A 25,767-nucleotide genomic window follows, 5' to 3' on the forward strand; every position below is an offset into this window, starting at 1 on the left:
CTTGTATGGCGGATTCCTCCGGCGTCAAGCGCCGGGCGCCGCTGTTCCAAATCGGCAGCCGATGGCTGCCGGAGCCCGGGTCCCGCGGGGATTATCGCCCTGCCCCGCTTGGTTGTCACGATTTATAGAGTATCTTATGCCTCCCTCACGGAGAGTGTGACAATCGCCCAGACCTTGGAACCCAGCCGTCCGCCTCTAGCTGCGTTGTTGACGATCTAGCGCCAGTCTCCGCATCTCCTCGACGACGAGATGCGCGGAATCCGGCTTGCCCAGCGTACGCGAAGCGGCCGACATGGCATGATGCCGCGGCAGATCGTTCATGATGCCTGTGATAGCCGAATACAGGCTGCCGCCGGTCAGCTCCGGCTCCAGAATGACTTCGGCCGCGCCGGCGCTCTCCAGCGTACGGGCATTTTTCTCCTGGTGGTTGTTCGTGACGTTGGGCGAAGGAATCAGGATAGCCGGAAGGCCGAGCGCCGTGATTTCCGCCAAAAAAGAAGCCCCGGCACGGTTCACGATCAGCGAGGTGCAGGCCAGAACTTCCGGCATGTTGTGCACATAAGGAAGCACCTGCAAATTGGCGGGCAGCCCGCCCGTCTTCGCCGCGATCGCCTCCACCGTCGAGGCGTAATAGCTGTCCCCGGTTACGTAAACAAATTTCAAATGCTCCGATTGCTTCAGCAGCGGAGCCATCTCAACCATCGCTTCGTTGATCGCTTTGGCGCCGCGGCTGCCGCCGACGACCAGCACGACGGAGCTGGACTGCGGCAAACCAAGCGTCTCGAAGCCTTTCCGTTTATCGGCTGCGCAAACGGTCGTTGCCCGCGGATTACCCGTGTAAACGACATGGCGGGCCGAAGGAAATGACGCGCCCGATCCTTCAAAACTGACGGCGACCGTCGATACGTATTTACTTAAGAAACGATTCGTTAAGCCCGGAATCGCGTTCTGTTCATGAATTATGCTGGGGATGCCCAGCTTGGCCGCGGCGTAAACGACCGGACCGCAGACATAACCGCCCGTGCCGATCACCACGTCGGGCTTGAATTCTTTTAGCAGCTTCTTGGAGGTCTGCACCCCCTTGAGAAAACGCATGACCGTTTTCACGTTATCGAACGACAGCTTCCGACGAAAGCCGGTAATCTCTATCGCTTCGAACGGAATCCCCTGCTTTGGGACCAGCGAGCTTTCCAGCCCGCGTTTGCCCCCGATATACAAAAATTCGGAACCGGGAATTTCCTCGGCGCATTGGCTGGCGACGGCCAACGCCGGGTAGATGTGTCCGCCGGTTCCGCCGCCGCTAAGTACGACGCGCATATCCTCACCTCGCGTAACGGGATAAATTAAGTAAAATGCCTAGCGCGGTCAGCATCAGCGTAAGCGACGATCCCCCATAGCTGATCAGCGGCAGCGTAATGCCGGTGACGGGCATCAGGCCGATGACGACGCCGATGTTGATCACGACCTGCACGCCGACCATGCCGACGATGCCGACCGCCAGCAGGCTGCCAAACGTGTCGTCGATCGTCATGGCGACGCGCATGCCGCGCCACACCAAAATCAAAAACAGCAGCAGGACCAGGAGGCCGCCGATAAAACCCAATTCCTCGGCCAGAATCGAGAAGATGAAGTCGGTTTGCGGCTCCGGCACATAGCTATATTTCTGCCGGCTCATGCCGAGCCCCAAGCCCGCCAATCCCCCCGGTCCGATCGCATATAACGACTGGATGATCTGATAGCCCGCACCCAGCGGATCCGACCACGGGTCCAGGAAGGCGGTGATGCGTTTCAGCCGATATGGCGCCGCCAGGATCAAGCCGACGAAACCCAGCGCCCCCACGGCGGCCAAGCCGGCCAAATGCCGAATGCGCGCGCCCGCGGTAAACACGATCAACAGGGACGCTCCGAGCATGACGGTGCCTGTCCCCAAGTCGGGCTGCAGCATGATCAGCCCGAAGGCTAGTCCGATGACGCCGAGCGGCGGCAGCAGACCCTTGGTAAAGTTCGTGATCTTGTAATCTTCTTTGCTGAGCCAATAGGATAGAAACAAAATCATGCCCAGCTTCATGAACTCGGAGGGCTGGATGCCAAAGGAACTGATCCCCAGCCAGCTGCGCGCCCCGCCGCGCACGACCCCGATGCCGGGGATCAGCACGACGACAAGCAGCGCAAAGCAAAGGACCAGCCCGATCTTCGCGTATTTCCGCAGCAGCCGGTAATCCAGATTCATCATCAGGACCATTGCGATCAATCCTAGTACGGCAAACAATAGCTGTCTTTTGACAAAATAGAAAGAATCGCCGTAATCATGGAAAGCGAGTACCGAACCCGCGCTGTATACCATCACGATTCCGATCGCCAGCAGTCCGAGAATGCTGGCCGCCAGCCAAAAATCCGGCGCCGTACGGCTCTTTCCCATCGTGGATGCCACCTCTTGACAGAAAGTAGGGGCTTTTCCACCCCCCTACTTAAAGGGTATGCACCGCCTCTTTAAAAATGCGTCCGCGCTCTTCATAGGAGGGGAACATATCCCAGCTGGCACAAGCCGGCGAGAGCAGCACGACGTCTCCCCGCTCCGCCAGACCGGCGGCCTCCTTCAACGCGGTACGCAGCGTTTCCGCGGCGCTGTCCACAGTATCGACCAGCACGATGTGCGATAGACCCGCCAGTTCGGCGACTCTCGCGATTTTTTCCTTCGTTTGGCCCAGCGCGACAACGGCTTTCACCTTCTCTTTGAAAACCGGCAGCAGCTCCATATAATCGGAGCCCCGGTCCAAACCGCCGGCGATCAGCACGATCGGCGCTTGCAGCGCGCCCAGGGCCATGACCGTGGCCCTCGAATTGGTCGCTTTGGAATTGTTAAAGTAAGCAACCCCGCGCTTCTCGTCCACGTACTCCAAGCGATGCTCCACACCGCGGAAGGTCCGAAGCGGCTCGGCTAAAGCCTCCGGCTCGGCTCCCGCCGCAATCGCCGCCGCGACGGCCGCAAGCGCGTTCTCGACGTTAAAACGGCCCGGCAAGGCGATATCGGCGATGTCGACAATGCCGCGCGACTCACCGTCAGCAGCGCGATACATGATGCGCCGGGGCAGCCCGTCCTCGACATCCGGAACGTACGCCGGCTGGACGTAAACGCCTTCCGTCTGCAATTCCTCGGTCATCGAGAAAGGAATCAGCTTCGCGTGAAGATAAGGCACCAGTTCCCGGCACACAGGGTCGTCCCAATTGATGACGGCGCGATCGGTTTCCCGCTGATTCGCAAACAGCTTGGCTTTGGACGAAATGTAGTCATCCAGCGTCCCGTGGTAATCCAAATGCGTCTCCGCCACGTTCAGCAGGCAAGCCACCTCCGGCCGGAACGCCCACGTCCCCTTCAACTGAAAGCTGCTCAGCTCGGCGACCAGCCAATTGCCGGCATCGGACCGTTCTGCCGCTTCGCACAGCGGGGTTCCGATATTGCCGGCGACGATCGGCCGCATCCCGGCGGCCTCCAGCATGTTGCCGATCCAGGTCGTCGTCGTGGTCTTGCCGTTGGAGCCGGTGATGCCGAGAATCGGAGCCGGACTAAGCAGATAGGCCACCTCCACCTCCGTCACGACTTCGATGCCAAGTTCGAGCGCTTTGGCCACGGGAGGCGCATTGTACGGGATTCCGGGATTTTTGACAACCAGCGACACGCCTTCATGAATAAGCCCGTCCGGGTGACCGCCGCATACAACAGAAATTCCCAAAGCCTCCAATTCGGATGCTTCGGGACACTGTTCCCTTTCCTTCCTATCGTTAACCGTGATGACGGCTCCATATCTATGCAGGGTTTTGGCGACTTGAGCGCCGCTTCTCGCCAAACCGAGAACGACGACCTGGCGTCCCCGGTATTCTTCTGGATGATTCATCGTTTACAACCCCTTGTTCAAGTAAAGTCCTATGACCGCCAACACGAGTCCGGCTGCCCAAAACGTAACGACGACGCGCCATTCCGACCATCCGGACAACTCGAAATGATGATGAATCGGGCTCATTTTGAAGATCCGCTTGCCGCGCGTCTTAAAAGAAACCACCTGAATAACGACGGATAACATTTCGATGACGAAAATCCCGCCGACAATCAGGAACAGCAGTTCGGTTTTGGTGACGATGGCAATCGCTCCGATCGCTCCGCCGATGCCAAGCGAGCCGGTATCGCCCATGAATACCTTGGCCGGATGGGCGTTAAACACGAGGAACCCCAGCACCGCGCCGATCATGGCCGCCGCGCAAACCGCGGCCGGAAGCGAGGTCGCCTGCATCGCAATCACCGCGAACGCGCCAAGCGCAATCGCGCTGACGCCGGACAGCAAACCGTCCACTCCGTCGGTAAAATTGACCGCGTTGGTAACCGCCATCATCATAATGACGAGAAACGGATAGTAGAACCACGGCCCCCAATCGAGCGCGAGCTGCGTCCCCGGAATGCCGATCGCCGTGCTATGGCCTTTCGAGATGAGCAAAGCGCACATAATCCCGGCGAACAGCAGCTGTCCGATCAATTTCTGTCTGGGCGTGAGTCCCAAAGATCGTTTAAACACAATTTTGATGTAATCGTCGAGAAACCCGACCAGTCCGAATCCGAGCGTAGCGACCAGCAGCACGTAGAAGTCGGTATTTACGACCGAAAATTTGAGGTAAGACAGCGTAAACGCCAATAGGATGATGATGCCGCCCATCGTTGGCGTCCCCGCTTTTTTCAAATGGCTTTGCGGCCCTTCGCCGCGGATTTGCTGGCCGAATTTGAGCCTTTTCAGCAGCGGTATCACCAGCGGAGCCGAGATGACCGCCAGAATAAAGGATACGCCGATCGTTAGTAAGATAAGTCCAAAATCCATGGGATCCCCCCCTTTCGCCGGTATTAGTGTGTCAGCTCGCTAGTTTTGATCGCTTCGACGACTTCTTCGAGTTTCATGCCTCGGGAAGCCTTAACCAAGACGACGTCCTGCGGATGCAGCAGCGAAACCAGCTTGCGGATCAGTTCAGACTTATCAGTATATGCGTAAATGCAGTCAGCGTCCATCTGTTTTTTGGCTCCTTCGGCAATCTGGCGGGAGAGCGGCCCGTAGGTAAACAGCAGATCCGCCTGGCTCGGAGTCAACATCTCTCCGATCCCGCGGTGGTACTCCGCCTCGGCAGCGCCCAGCTCCAGCATATCGCCCAGCACGGCGACTTTTTTCCGATACCCCTTCATATGGTCCAAAACGCCGATCGCCGCCTTCATGGAGGTCGGGCTGGCGTTATACGCATCGTTCAGGATCGTGATGCCGCTGCGGCCGGTAACGACCTCGATTCGCATCCCGGTCAACTCGACCTTGCCGAAGCCTTCGCGGATCGCGGCCTCGCTTACGCCGTAATGGCGGGCAACGGTAATGGCTGCGAGCGCGTTCGTTACATTATGTTCGCCCAAGAGCGGCAGGTCGAACGGCTCGCCCTCGCTGCCATGGGGGGTAAACAACGTACGGTGGTCCGTGAACAGGATCCCGCTGGGATAAGCGTCATTATTCGACCGGAGCCCGAACGTTGCCGTGCGCAATCCCTCCGGCTTCACGGTAGCCGGCTCGGCCAACACCTGGGGGATTAGAGGTTCGTCCCCATTATAGACGAACAGCCCCCCGGGCTTCATACCCGCAAGGATCTCTATCTTGGCCCTGGCGATCTCTTCCCGCGAACCAAGCTGCTGCAAATGCGATTCGCCAATGTTGGTGATCACTGCCGTTTCCGGTTCGCCCAGCATCGAAAGCAGTTCGATTTCATGGCGGCCGCTCATGCCCATCTCAAGCACGGCGATTTCCGTATCCTCGGGCATAGACAGGAGCGTCAGCGGGAGCCCGATATGGTTATTGAAATTGCCTTTGGTTTTATGCACTTTATAAGTCGTGGACAAAAGAGCGTAAACCAAGTCCTTGGTCGTCGTCTTCCCGTTGCTTCCGGTAATGCCGACCACCTTCGCCCCGGTTTCGCCCAAATATGATTTGGCCAGCGCCTGCAGCGCAAGGAGCGTATCGTCCACGAGCACGGCCGGACCGGGCGGCGTTCCCTTCGATCTTGCCCATAGGCAAGCGCCCGCACCGGCTTGCAGGCAGTTCGCGGCGAAATCATGACCGTCGAACCGCTCTCCCGCAAGCGGCACAAACAAGCAGCCTTGCGTGATTTGCCGGGAGTCGGTCACCACGCCCCGCACCGGGATGCCGGCATCGCCCGCATCCCGAATCTGTCCGCCGCACATCGCGGCAATTTGCGCCAAGTTTCTTCTTATCACTTTGCCAAACCCCTTATCGCTTCTTTTGCAACGATTCGATCGTCAAAATCGAGCACCTTGGTTCCGATCAGTTGATAGGTCTCATGGCCTTTCCCCGCAATCAATACTACATCCTCACGGCTTGCCATTTCAATAGCCTTATGGATCGCCTCGCGGCGGTCGACGATCAGCTCGTAACGCGCCGGATCCACCCCGTCATCGATCAGTCCCTGCTCGATATCCCGCAGAATCGCTTGCGGGTCCTCGGTACGCGGATTGTCGGAGGTGACGATCACCTGCTGCGCGTATTTCGCGGCAAGGCGTCCCATCATCGGCCGTTTCGTCCGGTCCCGGTCCCCGCCGCAGCCAAAGACGCAAATGACCCGGCCCTTCGCGAATTCGTTTACGGTGCGCAGCACGTTCTCCAGACCGTCCGGCGTATGGGCATAATCGACGATCACGGCGAAATCCTGGCCTTCATCAACCGCCTCCACCCGGCCTTCCACGCCTTTGACCGATTCCAGGCTGGCTTTGATCCGATCCAGCGCGATCCCCTCCAGCAATGCTGCCGAAATCGCCGCCAGCGCGTTGTATACATTAAACTTGCCGACCATCCGCAATGAGATATCCGCGCGGCCGCGGAACGTATCGACGTGGAAGGACGTCCCCCGAGCGGTAATGGAGATGTCCGAAGCCCGCACGTCCGCTTCCTGTTCCACGCCATAGGTGATCACCTCGGACGCCGTTTGCTTGGCAAAATAAGCGCTTGCCGGGTCGTCGGCGTTCAGCACCGCATAGCTGCGTTCCTCCGGATGCTCCGCGTACGTATTGCCAAGCCGGGAGAAGAACAACGCCTTGGCCCCGCGGTAATCCTCCATCGTTTTATGATAATCCAGATGATCCTGGGTCAGATTCGTGAATACGGCCGTGCGGAAGCGGGTTCCTTTAACGCGGCCTTGATCCAGCGCGTGGGAGGAAACCTCCATGACGCAATACTCCCCGCCGCCTTCGGCCATGTCATGCAAATACTTCTGAAGCTCCAGCGATTCCGGCGTCGTCCCCGACATCGGATAGGTCTGTCCGGCGAAGCGCCGCTGGATCGTACCGATCAACCCCGTCGCCCGCCCTTGATCCTGCAAGATCCGCTCGATCAGATAAGTCGTGGTCGTCTTGCCGTTCGTGCCGGTCACTCCGATGACCTTCAGCCGGGAGCTCGGCGATCCGTAGAACACGCCTCCGAGAATCGCCATCGCCAGCCGGCTGTCCTTCACCTTGAGCTGCGGCAAGGCGACGCCGTCCAGCCAGCGTTCCACCACGAGCGCGGCCGCGCCTTGCTCTGCGGCCTGCAGGGCATAATCATGACCGTCTACCGTATGGCCGGGAAGGCAGATGAACAGATCCCCCGCCTCCACCTTGCGCGAATCGATGGCGATCCCCGTACAGGACGTTTCCCCGTCCCCGCGGATTTGCGAAGCCACTAAATAAGATGTCATTTCCTTAAGCAGCATAGGTTACCCCTCCGTCTTTCAACTGCATGCTGTAGCTGTATGAATGAATTTATGCGAATAGCGGAAATCAAGCTATACACTTATTTTATATTATCACCAAAAATGGTTTCGTTCAGGAAAATTATTCACTTGTGATCGGATTATGATCGTGCTGTTGTTCGGCTTCGGCTTCGCTGCCCATGTAGATGCGGATGGTCGAACCTTTCTCCACCCGCGATCCCGCTTTCGGAGCCTGATTGATCACCACATTGCCGGCGCCGGATCTTGCCAGGTTGAAGTTCATGTTCAGGTTCTCATAGATTTCCTGCGTCGTGTGGCCGATCAGGTCCGGCACCGTAACGATCGGCGTCTCCCCGTATTTGTATTTCTTCGCGACCTGCTGCTGACGCGGCGGAACTTTCATGTATTCCAAGGTGTCCTCCATAATATTGCGCACGATCGGCGCGGCCACCACGCCCCCGAACTGGATCCCCTGCGGGTTATCGACGGCGGTATACACGACGATTTGCGGATCGTCCGCCGGGGCGAAGCCGATAAATGAAACGATATGTTCATTTTGCGAATAACGCCCGTTCACGACCTTTTGCGCCGTCCCCGTTTTGCCGCCGACCCGGTATCCGTCGATAAACGCGTTACCGCCCGTCCCGTTGGCCACGACGCTTTCCAGCGCCGTGCGGATCTGCTTCGAGGTTTCCTCCGATATCACCTGCCGCACCAACTGCGGTTTCGTCTCCGAAACCACCTCGCCCGTGTCCGGATTCGTCCAGGACTTGGCCACGAAAGGTTTAAACAGTTTGCCGCCGTTGATCGCCGCGGAAACCGCGGTGATCTGCTGAATCGGGGTTACCGATACGCCTTGCCCGAACGAGGTGGTCGCCAGCTCAACCGGTCCCACCTGGGACAGCTTGAACAAAATCCCGTTTTCTTCGCCGTTCAGATCGATGCCCGTTTTGCTGCCGAAACCGAAATTTTTGATGTACTGAAACAGCGTTTCTTTGCCCAGCCGTTGACCCAATGCCACGAAGCCGGGGTTGCAGGAATTTTCCACGACTTGAAGAAACGTTTGGCTGCCGTGCCCGCCCTTCTTCCAACATCGGAGCGTCGCTCCGCCGACCTTAACATAACCCGGATCGAAAAACCGGTCATGCAGCAAGTCGACCTTCTTCTCCTCGAGCGCCGCCGCCAGCGTGATGATCTTGAACGTGGATCCCGGCTCGTACGTCATCCAAATCGGCAAGTTTCGGTTATATACCTCCGCATCGTATTCCTGATAAGCTCCCGGCTCGTATCCCGGTCTGGCGGCCATGCCCAGGATTTCGCCCGTTTTCGGATCCATCGCGATCGTCAGCGCCGAGTCGGCTTGCAACCGGTCCATGGCCTGATCCAGTTCCCGTTCGATAATGCTTTGGATCGTTTTGTCGATCGTCAGCGTCAGATTCAAGCCATCCTTCGGCTCCACGTATTTCTCCGAAGAGCCCGGCATCAAGCGTCCGCCGGCGTCGGATAAATAAGATACGCTGCCGTTCATGCCGCTCAGTTGGCTGTCGTATTTGCTTTCCACCCCGGTCAGCCCCTGGTTGTACCCCCCCGTGAAGCCCAAAATATGCGCCGCCAGCCCCCCGAAGGGGTAGTAGCGCTTGTTATCTTCGGCGACAACAATACCCGGAAGAGCCAAATCACGAATTTGCTGCGCTTTTTCCATCGTAATTTTGCGTCCGCCGGGTTGCAGCCTGACTATGGATTGTCTCTTGGTGATCGACTTCAGAACCGATTCCTCGGTCATGCCGAGGAGTGGCGCCAGGCTTTTGGCCGTCTGCTCCGGGTTCTTGATCTGCACCGGGATGGCCATGACCGTTGGCGTCGTAATATTATAAGCGAGCACGTTGCCGCCCCGGTCGCTGATTTCGCCGCGTTTTGCCGAATACGGGATGTTGCGGCGCCAGGAATCCTCCGCCTTGGCGGACAATTCGGCGCCTTTTCCGATTTGAACGTAAGCAAGACGCACGGCGAGAGCCGCAAACAGCAAACACAACACCATCAACAGCCAGAACAGTCTTCGTCTGACGGTAAACTTGGATACTTTCACAGGTCGCCCCCCTAATCCATCCTGACACTTCATCATGATTGTACTCATCACATGACTATTCAGGACAGCCAGGGGTTAGAACAAGCTATGGCGAGCCTTGGGTCGCATCTTCGCCCGCCCCGTCGCCTCCTTCAGCGCCGGCGCCGGCATCTTCCGCCTGCCCGCCGTCGGACGCAGCCTCCTCCTTATCAGGCGGTTCCAGCTTGAGAATAACGCGTCTTCCGCCGTTCTCGCTGACGACTTCCTGTGATACGACATACCCTTCGCCTTCCGTCGTGACCGGAATCTGCAGCACCGACAACAGTTCCATCGCGTCGCGCAGCGATTCCCCTTGCAGGTTCGGCACGTTGATGTCCGACCCGTTCTCCGTGAGCAGGTACACGAATTGCCCGGCTTTTAGCGTGCTGCCCGCCTTAGGGAATTGGGAGAGGATCTCCGCCCCTTTCCCGTAAGTGGCGTAGGAAATGCCGCTTGCCGACAATTTCTCTTTGGCTTGCTGCACCGGCAGCCCGCCTACATCAGGCACCTTGGGACCGGTAGCCGTAAGCTTCTTCTGAGTATCGGCGGCTTCCCCTTCGATTTTCTTCGGAACCCCCATGTACTGGAGCGTTTGATTCACGATTTTTTTGAATATCGGTGCGGCGGCGGTCCCCCCGCCCAGCTCGGAATCCTTCGGCTCGTCAATCAGGACGAGCACGGCGATTTTCGGATCATCCACCGGCGCGTAGCCGATAAAAGAAACGACCTGTTTGGAATAATCGTATTTTCCACCGACAACCTTTACCGCGGTTCCCGTCTTGCCGGCGATCCGGTAACCGTCGATGTAGGCATGACGGCCGGTGCCGATTTTTTGATCCGAGACAACCTGTTCCAGATAGCTTCCGACTTCTTTGGCTTTCTCGGAGGAGATGACCTGGTCGATCACTTTCGGTTCGGTATTTAACGTCTCTCCGGTTTGCGGATCCGTAATCGACTTAACGATATGCGGCTCCATCAGCTTGCCGCCGTTGGCGATCGCCGAGACCGCCACGATTTGCTGCAGCGGCGTGACGAGCAGCTTGCCGTGTCCGTATGCCATCGCCGCGAAGTCGGCCTGCTGCACCGGATCCACGGTCCCTTTGGATTCGCCCGGCAGCTCGATGCCGGTCTTTTTCCCGAACCCGAAATGGTCGACGTAGGCTTTCAGCCGCTCCGGTCCCAGCATCTCGTAACCCAATTTGACAAAAGCAACGTTACTTGAGCGCTTGACCCCTTCAAGATAGGAGATCGTGCCCCAGCCGGATCGTTTCAAATCGTGGATCGTTTGACCCGGCACCCGGATGCTGCCCGACATGTACGTGGCGTTCGGGTTGAACAATCCTTCTTGAACGGCTCCGGCCAAGGTGACGATTTTAAATGTGGACCCCGGCTCATAAACCGATTTGATCGCATGGTTATAAAAGTTTTTCTGATCGACATCCGCCCAATACTCATTAGGGTTATAGGTAGGCATATTGGCCATGCCGAGAATTTCCATCGTTTTGGGATCGGCGGCGATGACAGTCATACTGATCGGCTGTAACTGATCGTACGCATCCTTCATCGCTTGCTCGATGTAATACTGAATCGTGTAATCGATCGTCAGCTTCAGGTTGTTCCCGTTTTTTGGCGGGTTATAGATTTCGCTGGCTTTCGGAATTTCGATTCCGCGGCCGTCGCGCTTGTACTCGATCGAACCGTCGATCCCTTTCAACTGCTCGTCGAAAAAGGCCTCGAGTCCGGAGACGGCCTTGCCTTCCCGGTCGATATAGCCCAATATGTGAGAAGCCAAGCTTTGTTTCGGATAATACCGTTTCTGATCCTTGATCAAATAAATGCCGACGTCCGGCAGGTCTTGATGCTTATCCTTCAGTTCCCCGATGAAAGCTTGCACCTGGTTCTTTAAGTCCTGGTCGATTTTCCAGCCTTCGTTTCGAACCTCGCGCTGCGTAAAGAACTCGCCGGATTCCTTTTTCGCGTTCACAATGTCCCGCAGCTCGCTTTCGTTTTTCCCGAGGACCTTGCCAAGCCCCTCAACCACTTCATCCTGAAGCCCGTATTTGTTGATGATTTCGGGGTTGACGGCTACCGTATAGGCCGGGGCGTCCACCGCCAAGACGTCGCCATTCCGGTCGGCTATCGTTCCGCGCGTCGCCGGCAGTTGCTTTTTGGTCGACCACAGATCCTCCGCATGCGCCTGCCAAAAATCCGCCTGCACGACCTGAAGAAAAAACACTCTACCCATCAATACAGCAAAAAAGAGGGTAATACATCCCCCTATCAGCAGTGTTCGCAGCTTTATTCGCTTGATCATGGCAATACCTCTTTAGACTTTTATTTCTTGGCCGTAGCCACGCCATCCGTCGCAGCCGCCGTATCGGATTCCGCGTCGACGCCGCCATTCTCTTGCGTTCCCGTCGGAACCCGGACGTGGAATCCATCCACCTCCGGCTGCACATAACCGAGCTCCTTCGCCTTCATCGGAATCTGCTCCTCCAGCTTTTCCTTCTGGATCTTCAGTTCCTTCACTTCGGCGTTGATCGCTTGAATGTCCGTATTCAAATTAAACATTTGACGTTTCATGTTGTAAAGCGACACATTTTGCCATAACAGTCCGCCCATCACCGCAACGCAAAACATAACGGTCATCATATACAAAAGCTTCTCGCGAACCGGCAGCGGCGACCGGCGTGTCACTACCTTCGTCGTTTCCCGGTAACGTTGCGTTTGATTGCTGCGTTCCGCTTGCTTCTCTTTAACTGCCAAATTCCCACGCGTATAAGCCATTTACGATACCTCCACACCGGTTTGCAATTTCTCCGCCACGCGCAATTTTGCCGAGCGAGCCCGCGGATTTTCTTCCAATTCCCGCGCCGACGGGACCAACGGTTTCCGATTGATTAATTTAAGCGAACCTTTGCCGCCGCACACGCACATCGGAAAATCGGGCGGGCAGGTGCATTTCTCCACATAGCCGGCGAAAATCTGCTTGCAGATTCGGTCCTCGAGCGAATGAAAAGTGATGACCGAAACCCGGCCTTCCGGCGCTAGACAGCGGATGGCCGCATGCAGTCCTTCCTCGAAAGCGCCCAGCTCGTCGTTGACGGCGATGCGCAATGCCTGAAAGCTGCGTTTGGCCGGATGGCCGCCCGTCCGTCTTGCGGCCGCCGGAATCCCTTCCTTGATCAGCTCGACGAGTTGACCCGTCGACTCGATCGGCTCTTGTTCCCGCCGGTCCGCAATGACTTTGGCGATACGCCTGGAAAACTTCTCCTCGCCGTATTGGAACAAAATCCGAGCAATTTCGCGTTCCGGCCACGTATTCACAATCTCCCGCGCCGTCAGCGGCGCCGCTTGGTCCATCCGCATGTCGAGCGGCGCATCGGCGTTATAGCTGAACCCCCGCTCGCCTTCGTCAAATTGCGGCGAGGAGACGCCGAGGTCGAACAAAACGCCATCCACTTGGGGAACTCCGTTAAGCTGCGGCACCCCCGCGATTTCCAGCAGTTTTTGCTCGATATAGCGAAAATTACTTTTGACCAAAGTTAACTTGTCCGCGTAGGCTGCGAGCCGATCCCTCGCATTGTCCAGCGCCCAGTCGTCCTGGTCGAAGGCAATCAGCCTTCCGCCCGGACCAAGCTTGGACAAAATCACCGAGCTGTGACCGCCGCCTCCCAGCGTGCAATCCACGTAAATGCCGTCCGGCTTGATGCGCAGCCCTTCTGTCGCTTCTTCTTTGAGCACCGTGATGTGATGGAACAAGACTTACGCCCCCAAACCTGAATTCATTTTAAAGAGGTTGTTCAAAAGGTCATCTTCTGAACACGCACTTAAAGATCGAAGTTGAAATCGACCAGCTTCTCCGCAATCTCGTTGAACGTATCCTCCGATTGCTGGAAGTATTGCTCCCACGTGTCTTTACTCCATATTTCCACCCGGTTCGACACGCCGAGTACTACGCAATCCTTCTCCAGCTTGGCATACTGCCTCAAATTGCCTGGCAAGTTTACCCTTCCCTGTTTATCCCACTCGCATTCCGTCGCCCCCGAGAAAAAAAAGCGGGTAAACGCACGGGCGTCGGATTTCATCAGCGGCAATGCCTTCAGCTTCTGTTCCAGCACTTCCCACTCCTGCAACGGATAAACGAAAAGGCACTGGTCCAAGCCGCGGGTCACGACGAAAGAGCTGCCGAGGAGATCACGAAACTTGGCCGGTATGATGATCCGGCCCTTATCGTCAATGCTATGTTGGAATTCCCCCATAAACATCGGTGACTCACTCCTTACCTCTTTCCCCCACTTTACACCACTTTACACCACCGTGATATGTAACTATTCCACATTGGAGGAGAAAATCCTGCTCATGTCATAATTTTTTTTGGCGGCGGGATCGCCGTAACTGTGGAATCGCTTGGGCGTACGATCGCCGTTGCCTTCGAAGGATCGCCAAATCACGACAAAACAAGGACGATCTCGGCAAATTTCTTTGCTCGAGATCGTCCTTGTTTTACCGTTATTTCCTTGAAAATCGCCGACTTTGCCTGATCCGGCAAAGCAACTTCAGTTCAGCTTGGCCCAAGTCCCCGTAAACCGGATTAATGCTCCTGCCAGCTATCCAGGTAAGCGCGCTGCTCGGCCGACAGCGAATCGATGCTTACGCCCAGGCTTTCCAGTTTAAAGCGGGCGACTTGTTCATCCAGCTCGTAAGGCACGTTAACCACCGTTTTGCCGATTTCCCGATAGCGGTCATTGACGTATTTCAGCGATAATGCCTGCAGCGCAAACGTCATGTCCATAATTTCGGCCGGATGCCCGTCGCCTGCGGCCAAATTAACCAAGCGGCCTTCGGCCAGCAGGTACACTTTGCGGCCGTCCTTCAACCGGTACTCCTCGATGTTGCGGCGAACGGTGCGCACCGATACGGAACGTTCCGTAAGTTCCGGCTTGTTCACTTCCACGTCAAAGTGGCCGGCATTGGACAAAATCGCGCCATCCTTCATCACATCGTAGTGTTCGCCGCGAATGACATCGCGGTTCCCTGTAACGGTGATGAAGAAATCGCCGACCTTCGCCGCCTCCAGCATCGGCATCACCCGGAAGCCGTCCATCACGGCTTCGACCGCTTTGATCGCGTCCACTTCCGTAACGACGACATTGGCGCCGAGACCTTTGGCCCGCATCGCTACGCCTTTGCCGCACCACCCATAACCAACCACGACGACGGTTTTGCCGGCCACCACCAGATTGGTCGTCCGATTAATGCCGTCCCACACGGATTGACCGGTTCCGTAACGGTTGTCGAACAAATATTTGCAATAAGCGTCATTGACGGCAACCATCGGAAATTTAAGCTGCCCTTCCTTGTCCATCGCTTTCAAACGCAAAATCCCGGTGGTCGTTTCTTCGGCACCGCCGCGCACGTTTTCCAGCAAATCCGACCGTTCCGAGTGCAAAATCGAAACCAAATCGCCGCCGTCGTCGATGATCAGGTCCGGTTTCGTCTCCAGTGCCTTAATCAACAGCGCCTTGTATTCCTCCGGTTCGGGATTGTATTTCGCAAACACGGTTACGCCATCTTCGACCAGCGCGGCGCAAACGTCGTCCTGCGTCGACAATGGATTGCTGCCGGTGATCGTTACCTCGGCGCCGCCCGCTTGCACGACCTTGGCCAAATATGCCGTTTTCGCTTCCAGATGAAGCGAGATGGTGACTTTCAGTCCTTTAAACGGCTGCTCGGCCTCAAATTGCTTGCGCACCCGGTTCAGTACCGGCATGTGGGCTTCTACCCAATCGATCTTCAAATGTCCCTCCGGCGCAAGCTTCAAGTCGGTAATCAAGCTGTTCTGAATCGCTTTCGAACTCATATCCGTCTCCTCCTATAAATAGATGATTCGATGTTTGCCAGTCCTATCATAAGGGATATCCATCAGTCCTTCGATCCAATCCATCCCGAATCGGTTCAGAGCGTCAAAGAGATTGTAAACCCTCTCCTGCGGTTTATTCATAGGAAACAACGACAACTGAATCCGGTCAAAATGACGCAGTCCGGTTTCATGGATGTTCTCCAGCGCATCCATCGTTTTGCCCCGCAAGTATTCCATTTGGCCGATGATTTTGTCCCGGTTCACCGCCCCTAGCCGCGCCAAGCCGCTTTGGATCTCGGCCAATTCCTTGAGAAGCGGATCGTACAGCTCCTCAAACGCGGCCTTGACTTCATCGAACCGCTGATCGACCTGCATCCGCTCTTGGGCGGCGAGCCAAGCGTCGCGTTTGCGTCGGAAGCCCTCGGGATCCTTTACGTCGTTCCAGCCAAGCTGATATTTCTTCATATACTTTTGCAGCGTTCTGTCTACCACGGTAAAAGATTCCCGAGGCAGCAGCAGCGGCATTTTCAGCCCCAGCTTGCGAAACGCTTTGCGCGTCAGCCCCCAGTAGGCAATTTCCCCCGGCCCCAGCACGGAGCCAAGGACGGGCAGCACACTGTCTTGCATTAGCGGACGAGTCAGCACGTTGTTGCTGAACCGCTCCGGATGCTCCCGCAGCTCGGCCAGCAAACCGTCGGCAGTAAATGAAACCTTGCCTTTACGGTCTTCGAACCGACCGTCCCGCTTAAACAGCAGCAACCGTTCCCGCTCGCCGATATAGAACAGGTTGGCTCCGCCTTCAGCCACCTCCGCGGTCGGTTCGTACCCCAAACCCGCCATGTCGCGTACTGTTTCGTGATAAGCCGACTCCAGCTCGTCATTGTGCCGAATCATCCGCTCAAATACCGGCATCTCCAACCGGCGCAGCTCAGGATCCGACGAGTCCAGCAGCACCAGGCCGTGCTTCCCGAACAAAGCCCCCATTAGCTTGGCGAAACACGCCGTCAGGTTATCCGCATCTGCCGACGAGCTGCGCATAAGTTCCATAATGGCGGCCTTATGCTCGCTGTCGGGCAGCAACTTCTCCAGTTCCGACAACGCCTTCTCCCAAGCTTCGGCTGTCACCTTCGTGAAGCTGACCGGCAGCCGGTCCATCGCACCACGGTGCATGCGGATGCGGCGAACCTGCAAATCCGGCGCCAACACATAGGCATGATTCACCTCGTCCCAATCGTGATCCTCCCCGGCAATCCAAAATACCGGCACAACCGGCCGATTTAACCGCGCCGCAGCCGCCTTCGCCGCTTTGAGAATCGTCACGGCCTTATAGACCACAAGCAGCGGGCCCGTGAACAGCCCGCTTTGCTGCCCGCCGACGATCACGGCGGTCCCGGGCTGCTCCAGTTGGCCGATCGCCCGTTCGACGGCCGGGTTCGGGTTATATTGCCCGTTATATTCCCGAAGGCGTGCGGCCAAAGCATTCCGATCGATGCGCGTATGTTCCGTTTGATCAAGCCAAGCGGCCCGTTCAGCCCAGCTGTCGGCCTGTCCCGGGTCGCTTTCATATAATAGCTCCACCGCGGAGAACCGGTTAACGTATAGTTCAGCCAGCGGCCCCGCGAATGAAAGCTGCTCTTGAACGACATTCATCAGGTAGCGTCCTCCCGTCTGCATCAAAACCTTACTTGATTGTACCGGATGTCCGGCCGCTCCGTCAAAGAAATCCTTGCTTTCGCAGAACTGATAACTTTCCGTAACGATTCGACGCAAAAAACTCCCGCAACCGTCATGACGGCTGCGGGAGTTCGCAGGATCAATCAGCCTTTTTTCGGCATGGAGACAAAATGCCCTTTGGACACCTCAACCAACTCGGAGTTGTCCAAGTCGAACAATCCGCCGGTAGCGGCGCCTTCCTTACCGATCGGACCGCTTCCGGTATCCTCCAAGAGAATCCGCTTTTTGCCCGCTTCAATCTCCGGATCCGGGATCGGAATCGCGGACAGGAGCGTTTTGGTATAAGGATGCAGCGGGTTGGCGTACAGTTCTTCACTGTCGGCCAATTCAACGATCCGGCCCAGGTACATGACGGCGACGCGGTCGCTGATATGCTTAACCATGGACAGGTCATGCGCGATAAACAAGTAGGTCAGCCCGAGGCGGTCCTGCAGGTCTTTCAGCAGGTTGACGACTTGAGCCTGGATGGATACGTCGAGCGCCGAAATCGGTTCATCGCAGATAATGAATTTCGGGTTTACCGCAAGCGCGCGGGCGATCCCGATCCGCTGACGCTGGCCGCCGGAAAATTCATGCGGATAACGGGTTGCATGATCGGGGTTCAAACCAACCATGTCCAGCAACTCTTCGACGCGTTTCTTGCGTTCCGCGCGCGAACCGGCCATCCCGTGGATGTCCAGCGCTTCGCCGATAATATCGGTAACGGTAAAACGCGGATTCAGCGATGCGTAAGGATCCTGGAAGATCATCTGCATGTCGCGGCGCATCGCCTTCATTTTCTTCGGCGACAATTGATTGATGTCCACGCCGTTAAAGCGGACACTGCCGGCCGTCGGCTCGTACAAGCGGAGGATCGTGCGGCCCGCGGTGGATTTACCGCAGCCGGACTCGCCCACGAGGCCAAGCGTTTCGCCTTCGGCAATCGAAAAGCTGATGTCGTTGACGGCCTTCAGGATATTGCCGCCGCCGACGTTAAAATATTTCTTCAGTCCTTCGACTTCGATCAAGGTTTTCCCAATGCTCATGACGACTGTCCCTCCTTGGCCATCGGATGAAGGTCCCAGCAACGGGCGATATGCGTTTCGCTGAAGACGGTTGCGCCCGGATCAATGCGTTCGCATACCTTCATCGCCTGGTCGCAGCGAGCTGCGAAAGGACAACCGATCGGCGGCTTAATCAAATCCGGCGGCGTGCCGATAATCGGAATAAGCGGCTCGCCTTTTTTCTGGTCAAGCCGCGGCATCGAGCGCAGCAAACCTTTGGTGTAAGGATGTTGCGGGTTTTTGAAAATTTCCCACTTCGTTCCCGTTTCGACCACTTCGCCGGCATACATAACGATGACGCGGTCGCACATGCCGGCCACAACGCCCAGGTCATGCGTAATCAAAATGATGGAAGTTCCGAGCCGGGATTGCATCTCCTTCATCACGTCCATAATTTGCGCCTGGATCGTTACGTCAAGCGCCGTCGTCGGTTCATCCGCGATCAGCAGCGCTGGCCGGCAAGCAAGGGCGATCGCGATCATAACGCGCTGCCGCATGCCCCCGGAGAATTCGTGTGGATATTGGTTAAAGCGGGCCTCCGCATTTTTGATGCCTACAAGCTTAAGCATTTCCACAGCTTGTTTCTTCGCTTCGGCCGCTGACATATTCTGATGTTTGATTAATACTTCAGTGATTTGTCGGCCTACTTTGATCGTAGGATTCAAGGAGGTCATCGGGTCCTGAAATATCATGCCAATATCTTTGCCGCGGATCGACTCCATTTGCTTGTCGCTTTTCTTTAAGATGTCTTGCCCTTGAAAAATAATTTCGCCTTGCTTAATGACGGATGGAGGGGATGGAATCAAGCGCATGATCGTTTGGGCCGTAACGCTTTTGCCGCTGCCGGATTCGCCGACGATCGCAACCGTTTCACCTTTCCCCACTTCAAAGTTCATGCCGCGGACGGCTTTGATTTCTCCGCCTTTGACTTGGAAGGAAACATGCAAATCTTTGACTTGTAAAATCGGCTCCATTCATTCCACCTCCTATTTCTTTAATTTAGGATCGAGCGCGTCGCGAAGACCGTCGCCGAAAATGTTAAACGCAAGCATGATCAAGCTGATCAGAATCGCCGGGAACAGCATGCGCCACGGATAATACAACCAACCGGTCAAGGCATCGTTGATCATCGAACCCAGCGAAGCGATCGGGGCTTGCACGCCGAGTCCCAAGAAGCTCAGGAAAGCTTCGGCAAAAATCGCTTTCGGTACGGACAACGTCACCGTTACGATAATCGGTCCAACCGCATTCGGCAGCAGATGTTTGAATAACAACCGGCCTGAACCCGCGCCCATCGAACGGGAAGCAAGGACGAACTCGCGATTTTTAAGCTGCATAATTTCGCCGCGGACAATCCACGACATATTGATCCAGCCCGTAATCGTTAAAGCCAATATGATCGTTCCAAGGCTTGGCTCCAATACAACCAGCAACAAGATGGTTACCAGCAAATAAGGAATCGCGTACAAAATCTCGGAAAACTTATTCATAATGTCGTCGACGCGACCGCCGAAATATCCCATGGTTCCGCCATAAATGACACCGATAAAAAGGTCGATGCATGCCGCGGCCAGACCGACGATCAGGGAAATTCGCGCCCCCATCCAGGTACGGATGAACATGTCGCGCCCGAGATCGTCCGTGCCGAACCAATGCGTGGAGGAAGGACCTTTGTTCGTATTCAAGAGATCATTCGAATAGTAGTTGTAGCCGTAAATTTTGCCGATCAGCCACGGAGCTACGATCGCCGTCAGCGTGATCAGAGCCAAAATGACCAAAGACGCCATGGCCAGCTTGTTGCTGCACAACCGCTGCCAAGCATCGCGCCAGGCGGAGATGCTTTCGCGCTGAATGACTTCGGCTTCTTTCTCGTCCGTGCCGATTTTGCGAAAATCGTCCGCGGTCAGATCGGCCGGGGTCGGCATGACTTTGATTGGATTCGAGTCCATCCGTTTAACCCTCCTTCCCTTTCATAAGCTTGATCCGCGGATCCACGAAGACGTAGGCGATATCCGTAATAAAGCGCGCCATCATCAATAAAATGCCGTAGAATATCGTAATCCCCATAATGACCGGATAGTCACGGACACTGATCGCCTGCACGTATTGTTTGCCGATGCCGCCGATCCCGAAGATTTGCTCAATGACGACCGAACCCGTAACGATATCGGCCGTCATCGGCCCTACGTAAGTGATGACCGGCATGATGCCGTTGCGGATCACGTGGCGGGACAGGATCGCCATCCAACCCAAGCCTTTGGCTTTGGCGGTCTTGATGTAATCGGCATGCAGCACTTCGAGCATGCTCGAGCGGGTTAAACGGGCGATAAATGCAATCGGTTGCGCCGTCAAAGCGGCGACCGGCAATACATAGTACAACGGCCCTTTAAAGCCCATCGTCGGCAGCCAGTGCAGCTTGGAAGCGAACACATACTGCAGCAATGAAGCTACGACGAAGCTCGGCACCGCGATTCCTAGCACCGCTACCACCATCGCCACATTGTCGATCAACTTGCGATGATACAGCGCTGCCAGCATACCAAGCAGAACTCCCACGACGACGGCTACGACAATCGCGACTAAGCCCAGCTTCAAGGACGCCGAAAACGTCTGGCCGATGATCTTGGACACATCCTGGTTAATCATCTTCATGGAGATCCCCAAATCGCCCTGCGCAATGTCACCTAAATATTTGAAATACTGCTGATAAACGGGCTTATCGAGTCCAAGCTGTTCAATAAGTCTCTCCTTGATTGCAGGAGGTACCTGTTTCTCCGACGTAAGAGGGCTACCCGGAATAGCCTTCATCAGGAAAAAAGTCGCCGAAATCAGAATAAATAGCGATAACAACATATAAAAAAACTTATTGGCTATATAACGTACCATGCCCGTTCACACCTCCTTCTTATAAAATTCGACATATCCCGATTTTAGGTGAAAAAAACCACTTTGTCTATTCCATATAATTGTATAAAGACGCAATGCTTGGAAGAAGGGCCCACACAAAAAAAACGGGATATATATGGAATACCCACATATATATCCCGAAATTTCTATGCAGTTCGAAACTTACCGATTAATGCTCAAGTAGGTAAGCGCGGCTGTAATCGATCGCGCCGCTGAAGTCGAGCGAAACGCCCTTCAGATACGGTTTGGTAGCCGCAACGTTCGTGTAATAGTAAATCGGCATCAGGACTTGGTTGTCCTTGATCAGGATTTCTTCGGCTTTCACGAAGTCGGCGTCGCGTTTCGCCAAATCGCCCGAAGTTTTTGCATCTTGAATCAGTTTGTCATATTCCTCGTTCGAGAAACCAGTGTCGTTGTTGCCGCCGCCGGTCACCCACATATCCATGAACGTCATTGGATCGTTGTAATCGGCGGTCCAGCCGGCACGAGCGACTTGATAGTTCAGGTTTTGACGGTTTTCGATGAACACGGCCCATTCCTGGTTTTCCGTTTTCACGTCAACGCCAAGATTTTTCTTCCACATGTCGGCAACAGCCAGAGCGATTTTCTTATGAGCGTCGCTGGAGTTATAAATCAAAGTGATTTCAGGCAATTTCGTGTAGCCTTCTTCTTGCATACCTTGTTCCAGCAGCTTTTTGGCTTCTTCAACGTTTTCCGTGAAGTAGTCGTCTTTGTGAACGGTGCGGAATTCTTCACCGTCGTTCGCGCCTTTGATCCCTGGAGGCACAAAGCCGAACGCCGGCACTTGACCGCCAAGGGTTACGTTGTCTACGATCGCTTGACGATCGATTGCCATCGCAAACGCTCTGCGGATATTCACATTATCGAACGGTTTAGCCGTTACGTTAAATTCATAGTAGTACGTACTTGCAATCCCTTTGATTTGCAGTTCGTCTTTCAACTGATCCTTCAGGATCGGGATTTGGTCGGTTGGAATTTCGCCGTTCGGATGACCGGCGCGATCCAATTCGCCATTTTGGTAAGATGCCAGCTCAGTCGCGCTGCTGTTTACCAGCGACATCGTGATTTTGCTCAGCTTGATGTTGGCGTTATCCCAGTAGCTTTCGTTCTTGGATACTTCGATCGTTTGGCCTTTCACCCAGTTAGTCAGCGTGAATGCGCCGTTAACGATCATTTTGCTTTGGTCAACCGCCCATTTCGGGTCATCCTTCACGGATTGGTGAACCGGGTACAGGGTATAGAAGGAAGTCAAGCCCAGGAAGTAAGGCGTTGGAGCCACCAAGTCAACTTCCAGCGTGTAATCGTCCACCGCTTTCACGCCAACTTGGCTGAAATCGGTAACTTTTCCTTCATTATATTCTTGCCCGTTTTTCAGATAATACAATTGGTAAGCGTAAGGAGCGGCCGGGTCGGTGTTCGGGCTCAGTACGCGTTCCCAGGCAAATACGAAATCGTTCGCAGTGACCGGATCGCCATTGCTCCATTTCGCGTCTTTGCGCAGATAGAACGTATATTTCGTTTCGTCAATTTCCCAACGCTCAGCTGCTGCGGGGATAACTTGACCGCCTTCATCCATGCGCGTGAGGCCTTCGTACATCAACTTCAGCACGGTGTTGGCTTGGCTGTCTTGAGCTTGAGCCGGGTCAAATGTAGGCGGTTCCGCGCTCAAGTTGATTTTAAGCGTTTGATCCGCAGCCAATTTCTCTTCGCCGCTGTTGCCGCTGTCGGAAGCCGTATTGCCTCCGTTAGCTGCGCCGTTATTGGCAGCGCCATTGTTCCCGCCGTTCGAACCGCATGCGGCGAGCAAAGTGCCGACTGCAAGAACGAGCGTCAGAAGAAGCAAAAGACTTTTACTCTTCTTCATCTAGCAATATCCCCCTTAAAATGTTTTGGTATATGTTTTTAGATTATACAACCAGCGGTCAAAAAAATCCAACATAAATTTAAAGATTTTTCGCGTGATTTGATAAATTCTGCGTGATTCTTTAACAAAATAGTCCAATATACAATATTGACATTTGTTTTCCTTAACAATTAACCAAAGATGTCATCCATTTATTCGGTATTCGCCAGAATCCCGGTTGGGGTTATGCCGCTGTGATATATGTAATGAAGCTGATCAGAAATAACAGGATATAAGCCAGTCCGGTCCCCGCAAACGCGAGGCGCCAAACTACGCGCACGAGTTTGCGACCGTCGACCTTCCCCTTCAGGCGCGTTTGAGCGCCGCCAATCAACCCTCCCACAACCAGCAGGATCAGAAGGATCAGGTAGAAGCCAAAGGTCGAATGGAATACGTTATTGAACAACGCGGAAACCGATAAAATCAGAAACAGCGTCGTCACGTCCATCGCCAGCTTCAGTGCCGTTTTTTTATCCCGCTTTACGTAATAATGAATGAAATAAGCTAGCCCGAAAGGAATGATCGGTACCATGGCCAACACGATAAAGGAAGAGACCAACGCTTCCAAAGCCTCACCTCCGCATCAAATGTAAATAGAAAGATGACTTGCCGAGTAAGTAACGATATTTTTATATTCATGTCAGGTTACAAAGCGCGGACCAACCGCCAAACCGTCTCATGCCCGGGGACAGCCATCCCCTTGGCGCGCGCCATTTCGACCAATTTCCCGTTGATATAATCGATTTCCGTTGAAGCCCCCTGCTGCACGTCCTTCAGCATGGAAGAGATATTGGTCGACGTTGCCCGACATACCGCGACGATTTGATCAAACATGTCCTTGTCACAGGGAATGCCATAGGCGTCATAGATCGCTATGCCTTCATCGCATAGCTGCCGAAGCATATGGAGCCGCTCCTCCTTCTCCAGCAGTTGTCCGTTAGCTACCCGCCAGATCGCCGTCAACGGATTGATGGCGGCATTGATCAGCAGCTTTCTGTAGATTTCCCTCTCGATGTCTTTCGACAAAAGCGCGGTAAATCCTGCTATCTCAAGCATTTTCACCAAACTTTCTCCATATCGATCGTTAGCGGACATACCTCCGCTCATTCCGATTTGCGTAACCCCGTAGCCGGACCGGCTGACGCTGGATTCATTCGTCCGTTTCGCGCCTTCGGTGGTGATTGCCGCATAGACGGGTATGCCAGGCAGCATGCGGGCGATGAACTCCAGATGCCCTACCCCGTTCTGAAAGCAAACGACCTTCGTCTCAAGGCCTACAAGCCGGCGGACGGATGACATCAGTTTGGCATCAAGATGCCGTTGCTTTGTGGTCATCAGCAGCCAATCGGCTCGCCCAATCCCGCCGTTCGCACCCCTTTCCTCCATAACATAAGCCTCGAATCCATCGCCTTCAACGACAATCGATGTCCCGTCCGGTTCGGTGAGCCGGATTCCCTCTTGCTTCAGCCATGCGGCTTGTTCGGGAGTCCTTGTCCAAAAGCGCACGGACGCGCCGGACACCGCCAACTTGCCGCCGAACAGCAGCCCCAGCGCCCCGGCACCGATAATGTCAAATCGCATTGAAGTTTCACGCCCTTTCCTTCATCTATTCCCTTTATACCAAACTCTCCCTCCAAAACACAAAAACCCCGCCACAAAGGCGGGATTTTTGCGATTTACCCCTCTTACTCGATTCGTTCCAAATTTCCATTCGCATCCATTTTAAAGCGGGATTTGCTTTCCTCGTCCTCTTCGTTTAAGAAGGCCAAACGCCGTGCCCGGTCCATAATCTGAATTAACGCCTTATAATCGTCGTTGACGACCCGGTAATCGGTCTGCACCTCATTAACCTGTGCCGATAACCGCTCGTTTTCTTCACGAAGGCCGGCAAGCTCTTCTTCTTTCTCGCGCAGTTCCTTCTCCAACGCCTTCATTTGGCGATTCGTCTCCTGAACCGTATTTTTCCATCCGCGCAAAAAACGGATTACCGCGTCGATGGATATCGTTTCTTCCGTTACGCCATCGCTGCGGTAACCGCCGTCGTCCATTTCGACGGAGGCGAGCGAAGCCATGCCGGAACCCGCGGATAGCGGGGTTTGCTTTTTCATATAATTCCGTTTCTGCCTTTGTGCTTTGGCGATGCTGATGGCCGCTTCGTATTTTTTCCGGACGCAGCTGTTCCATCGGAACCCGCAGGCCGCCGCCGTTCTGCCGATCCGTTCCCCGACCTCTTCGAAGGCGTTTAACTGGGTACTGCCCTCCCGTATGTGCCGAAGAGTCACCTCGGCCAGAATCAAATCATCTTCTGCGCTCCATGCATCTTGTCTCACAGCTGTCATGCTATAAAAACCTCCTAACGACATCCTAGTCTAACCGTCTTCCAACCGGCGGTCTCCGGCAGGCGTATGGGTAAAATGCT

General features: G+C 55.1%; 21 protein-coding genes. All 21 read right to left on the reverse strand.

What is annotated here, in order from left to right:
* Positions 1–195: 195 nt before the first annotated feature.
* Positions 196–1,317, reverse strand: a complete 1,122-nt coding sequence (gene murG, locus ACZF99_RS16575) for an undecaprenyldiphospho-muramoylpentapeptide beta-N-acetylglucosaminyltransferase (protein ID WP_483606174.1) — start codon at positions 1,315–1,317, stop codon at positions 196–198.
* 4 nt (positions 1,318–1,321) lie between these two features.
* Positions 1,322–2,419: a stage V sporulation protein E gene (gene spoVE, locus ACZF99_RS16580; RefSeq protein WP_483606175.1), complete on the reverse strand. Its 1,098-nt coding sequence runs from the start codon at positions 2,417–2,419 to the stop codon at positions 1,322–1,324.
* Positions 2,420–2,468: 49 nt separating this feature from the next.
* Positions 2,469–3,893 (reverse strand): UDP-N-acetylmuramoyl-L-alanine--D-glutamate ligase, encoded by a 1,425-nt coding sequence (gene murD / locus ACZF99_RS16585; RefSeq protein WP_483606176.1) that lies wholly within the window; start codon positions 3,891–3,893, stop codon positions 2,469–2,471.
* 3 nt (positions 3,894–3,896) lie between these two features.
* Complete coding sequence (mraY, locus tag ACZF99_RS16590; protein ID WP_483606177.1) at positions 3,897–4,862, reverse strand: phospho-N-acetylmuramoyl-pentapeptide-transferase; 966 nt, start codon at positions 4,860–4,862, stop codon at positions 3,897–3,899.
* A 23-nt stretch (positions 4,863–4,885) separates the two neighbouring features.
* Entirely contained in the window at positions 4,886–6,283 is a 1,398-nt protein-coding gene (locus ACZF99_RS16595; RefSeq protein WP_483612795.1) for a UDP-N-acetylmuramoyl-tripeptide--D-alanyl-D-alanine ligase, read from the reverse strand.
* On the reverse strand, positions 6,283–7,773 hold the full coding sequence (locus ACZF99_RS16600; protein WP_483606178.1) for a UDP-N-acetylmuramoyl-L-alanyl-D-glutamate--2,6-diaminopimelate ligase: 1,491 nt from the start codon (positions 7,771–7,773) through the stop codon (positions 6,283–6,285). Before ACZF99_RS16600 ends, ACZF99_RS16595 begins: the two co-directional genes overlap by 1 nt.
* A 121-nt stretch (positions 7,774–7,894) precedes the next feature.
* The gene (locus ACZF99_RS16605; RefSeq protein WP_483606179.1) at positions 7,895–9,859 is read right to left on the reverse strand and encodes a stage V sporulation protein D; all 1,965 of its coding nucleotides are present in this window, start codon (positions 9,857–9,859) and stop codon (positions 7,895–7,897) included.
* 85 nt (positions 9,860–9,944) lie between these two features.
* Positions 9,945–12,191, reverse strand: coding sequence for a penicillin-binding transpeptidase domain-containing protein (locus ACZF99_RS16610; protein ID WP_483606180.1), 2,247 nt, complete (start codon positions 12,189–12,191; stop codon positions 9,945–9,947).
* Positions 12,192–12,211: 20 nt separating this feature from the next.
* A complete protein-coding gene (locus ACZF99_RS16615; RefSeq protein WP_483606181.1) occupies positions 12,212–12,664 on the reverse strand; it encodes a hypothetical protein in 453 nt (150 codons plus the stop codon).
* A complete protein-coding gene (rsmH, locus tag ACZF99_RS16620; RefSeq protein WP_483606182.1) occupies positions 12,665–13,639 on the reverse strand; it encodes a 16S rRNA (cytosine(1402)-N(4))-methyltransferase RsmH in 975 nt (324 codons plus the stop codon).
* Between the two features lie 68 nt (positions 13,640–13,707).
* On the reverse strand, positions 13,708–14,145 hold the full coding sequence (gene mraZ / locus ACZF99_RS16625) for a division/cell wall cluster transcriptional repressor MraZ (RefSeq protein ID WP_483606183.1): 438 nt from the start codon (positions 14,143–14,145) through the stop codon (positions 13,708–13,710).
* Between the two features lie 326 nt (positions 14,146–14,471).
* Positions 14,472–15,740, reverse strand: a complete 1,269-nt coding sequence (locus ACZF99_RS16630; RefSeq protein WP_483606184.1) for an adenosylhomocysteinase — start codon at positions 15,738–15,740, stop codon at positions 14,472–14,474.
* A gap of 12 nt (positions 15,741–15,752) precedes the next feature.
* The gene (bshC, locus tag ACZF99_RS16635) at positions 15,753–17,390 is read right to left on the reverse strand and encodes a bacillithiol biosynthesis cysteine-adding enzyme BshC (protein WP_483606185.1); all 1,638 of its coding nucleotides are present in this window, start codon (positions 17,388–17,390) and stop codon (positions 15,753–15,755) included.
* A gap of 167 nt (positions 17,391–17,557) precedes the next feature.
* Positions 17,558–18,499: an ABC transporter ATP-binding protein gene (locus ACZF99_RS16640; protein WP_483606186.1), complete on the reverse strand. Its 942-nt coding sequence runs from the start codon at positions 18,497–18,499 to the stop codon at positions 17,558–17,560.
* Entirely contained in the window at positions 18,496–19,491 is a 996-nt protein-coding gene (locus ACZF99_RS16645) for an ABC transporter ATP-binding protein (RefSeq protein WP_483606187.1), read from the reverse strand. The genes ACZF99_RS16640 and ACZF99_RS16645 overlap by 4 nt, the downstream gene beginning before the upstream one ends.
* A gap of 12 nt (positions 19,492–19,503) precedes the next feature.
* On the reverse strand, positions 19,504–20,466 hold the full coding sequence (locus tag ACZF99_RS16650) for an ABC transporter permease (protein ID WP_483606188.1): 963 nt from the start codon (positions 20,464–20,466) through the stop codon (positions 19,504–19,506).
* A 4-nt stretch (positions 20,467–20,470) separates the two neighbouring features.
* Positions 20,471–21,403 carry an ABC transporter permease gene (locus ACZF99_RS16655; RefSeq protein WP_483606189.1) on the reverse strand — a complete coding sequence of 311 codons (933 nt, stop codon included), beginning with the start codon at positions 21,401–21,403 and terminating at the stop codon, positions 20,471–20,473.
* A 190-nt stretch (positions 21,404–21,593) separates the two neighbouring features.
* Positions 21,594–23,309, reverse strand: coding sequence for a peptide ABC transporter substrate-binding protein (locus ACZF99_RS16660; protein ID WP_483606190.1), 1,716 nt, complete (start codon positions 23,307–23,309; stop codon positions 21,594–21,596).
* A 223-nt stretch (positions 23,310–23,532) separates the two neighbouring features.
* The gene (locus ACZF99_RS16665; protein WP_483606191.1) at positions 23,533–23,916 is read right to left on the reverse strand and encodes a DUF3397 domain-containing protein; all 384 of its coding nucleotides are present in this window, start codon (positions 23,914–23,916) and stop codon (positions 23,533–23,535) included.
* A gap of 77 nt (positions 23,917–23,993) precedes the next feature.
* Positions 23,994–24,929, reverse strand: a complete 936-nt coding sequence (locus ACZF99_RS16670; RefSeq protein WP_483606192.1) for a ketopantoate reductase family protein — start codon at positions 24,927–24,929, stop codon at positions 23,994–23,996.
* Positions 24,930–25,033: 104 nt separating this feature from the next.
* Complete coding sequence (locus tag ACZF99_RS16675) at positions 25,034–25,687, reverse strand: RsfA family transcriptional regulator (protein ID WP_483606193.1); 654 nt, start codon at positions 25,685–25,687, stop codon at positions 25,034–25,036.
* Positions 25,688–25,767: the final 80 nt, after the last annotated feature.

The organism is Paenibacillus sp. JL3B1040 (assembly GCF_057063165.1).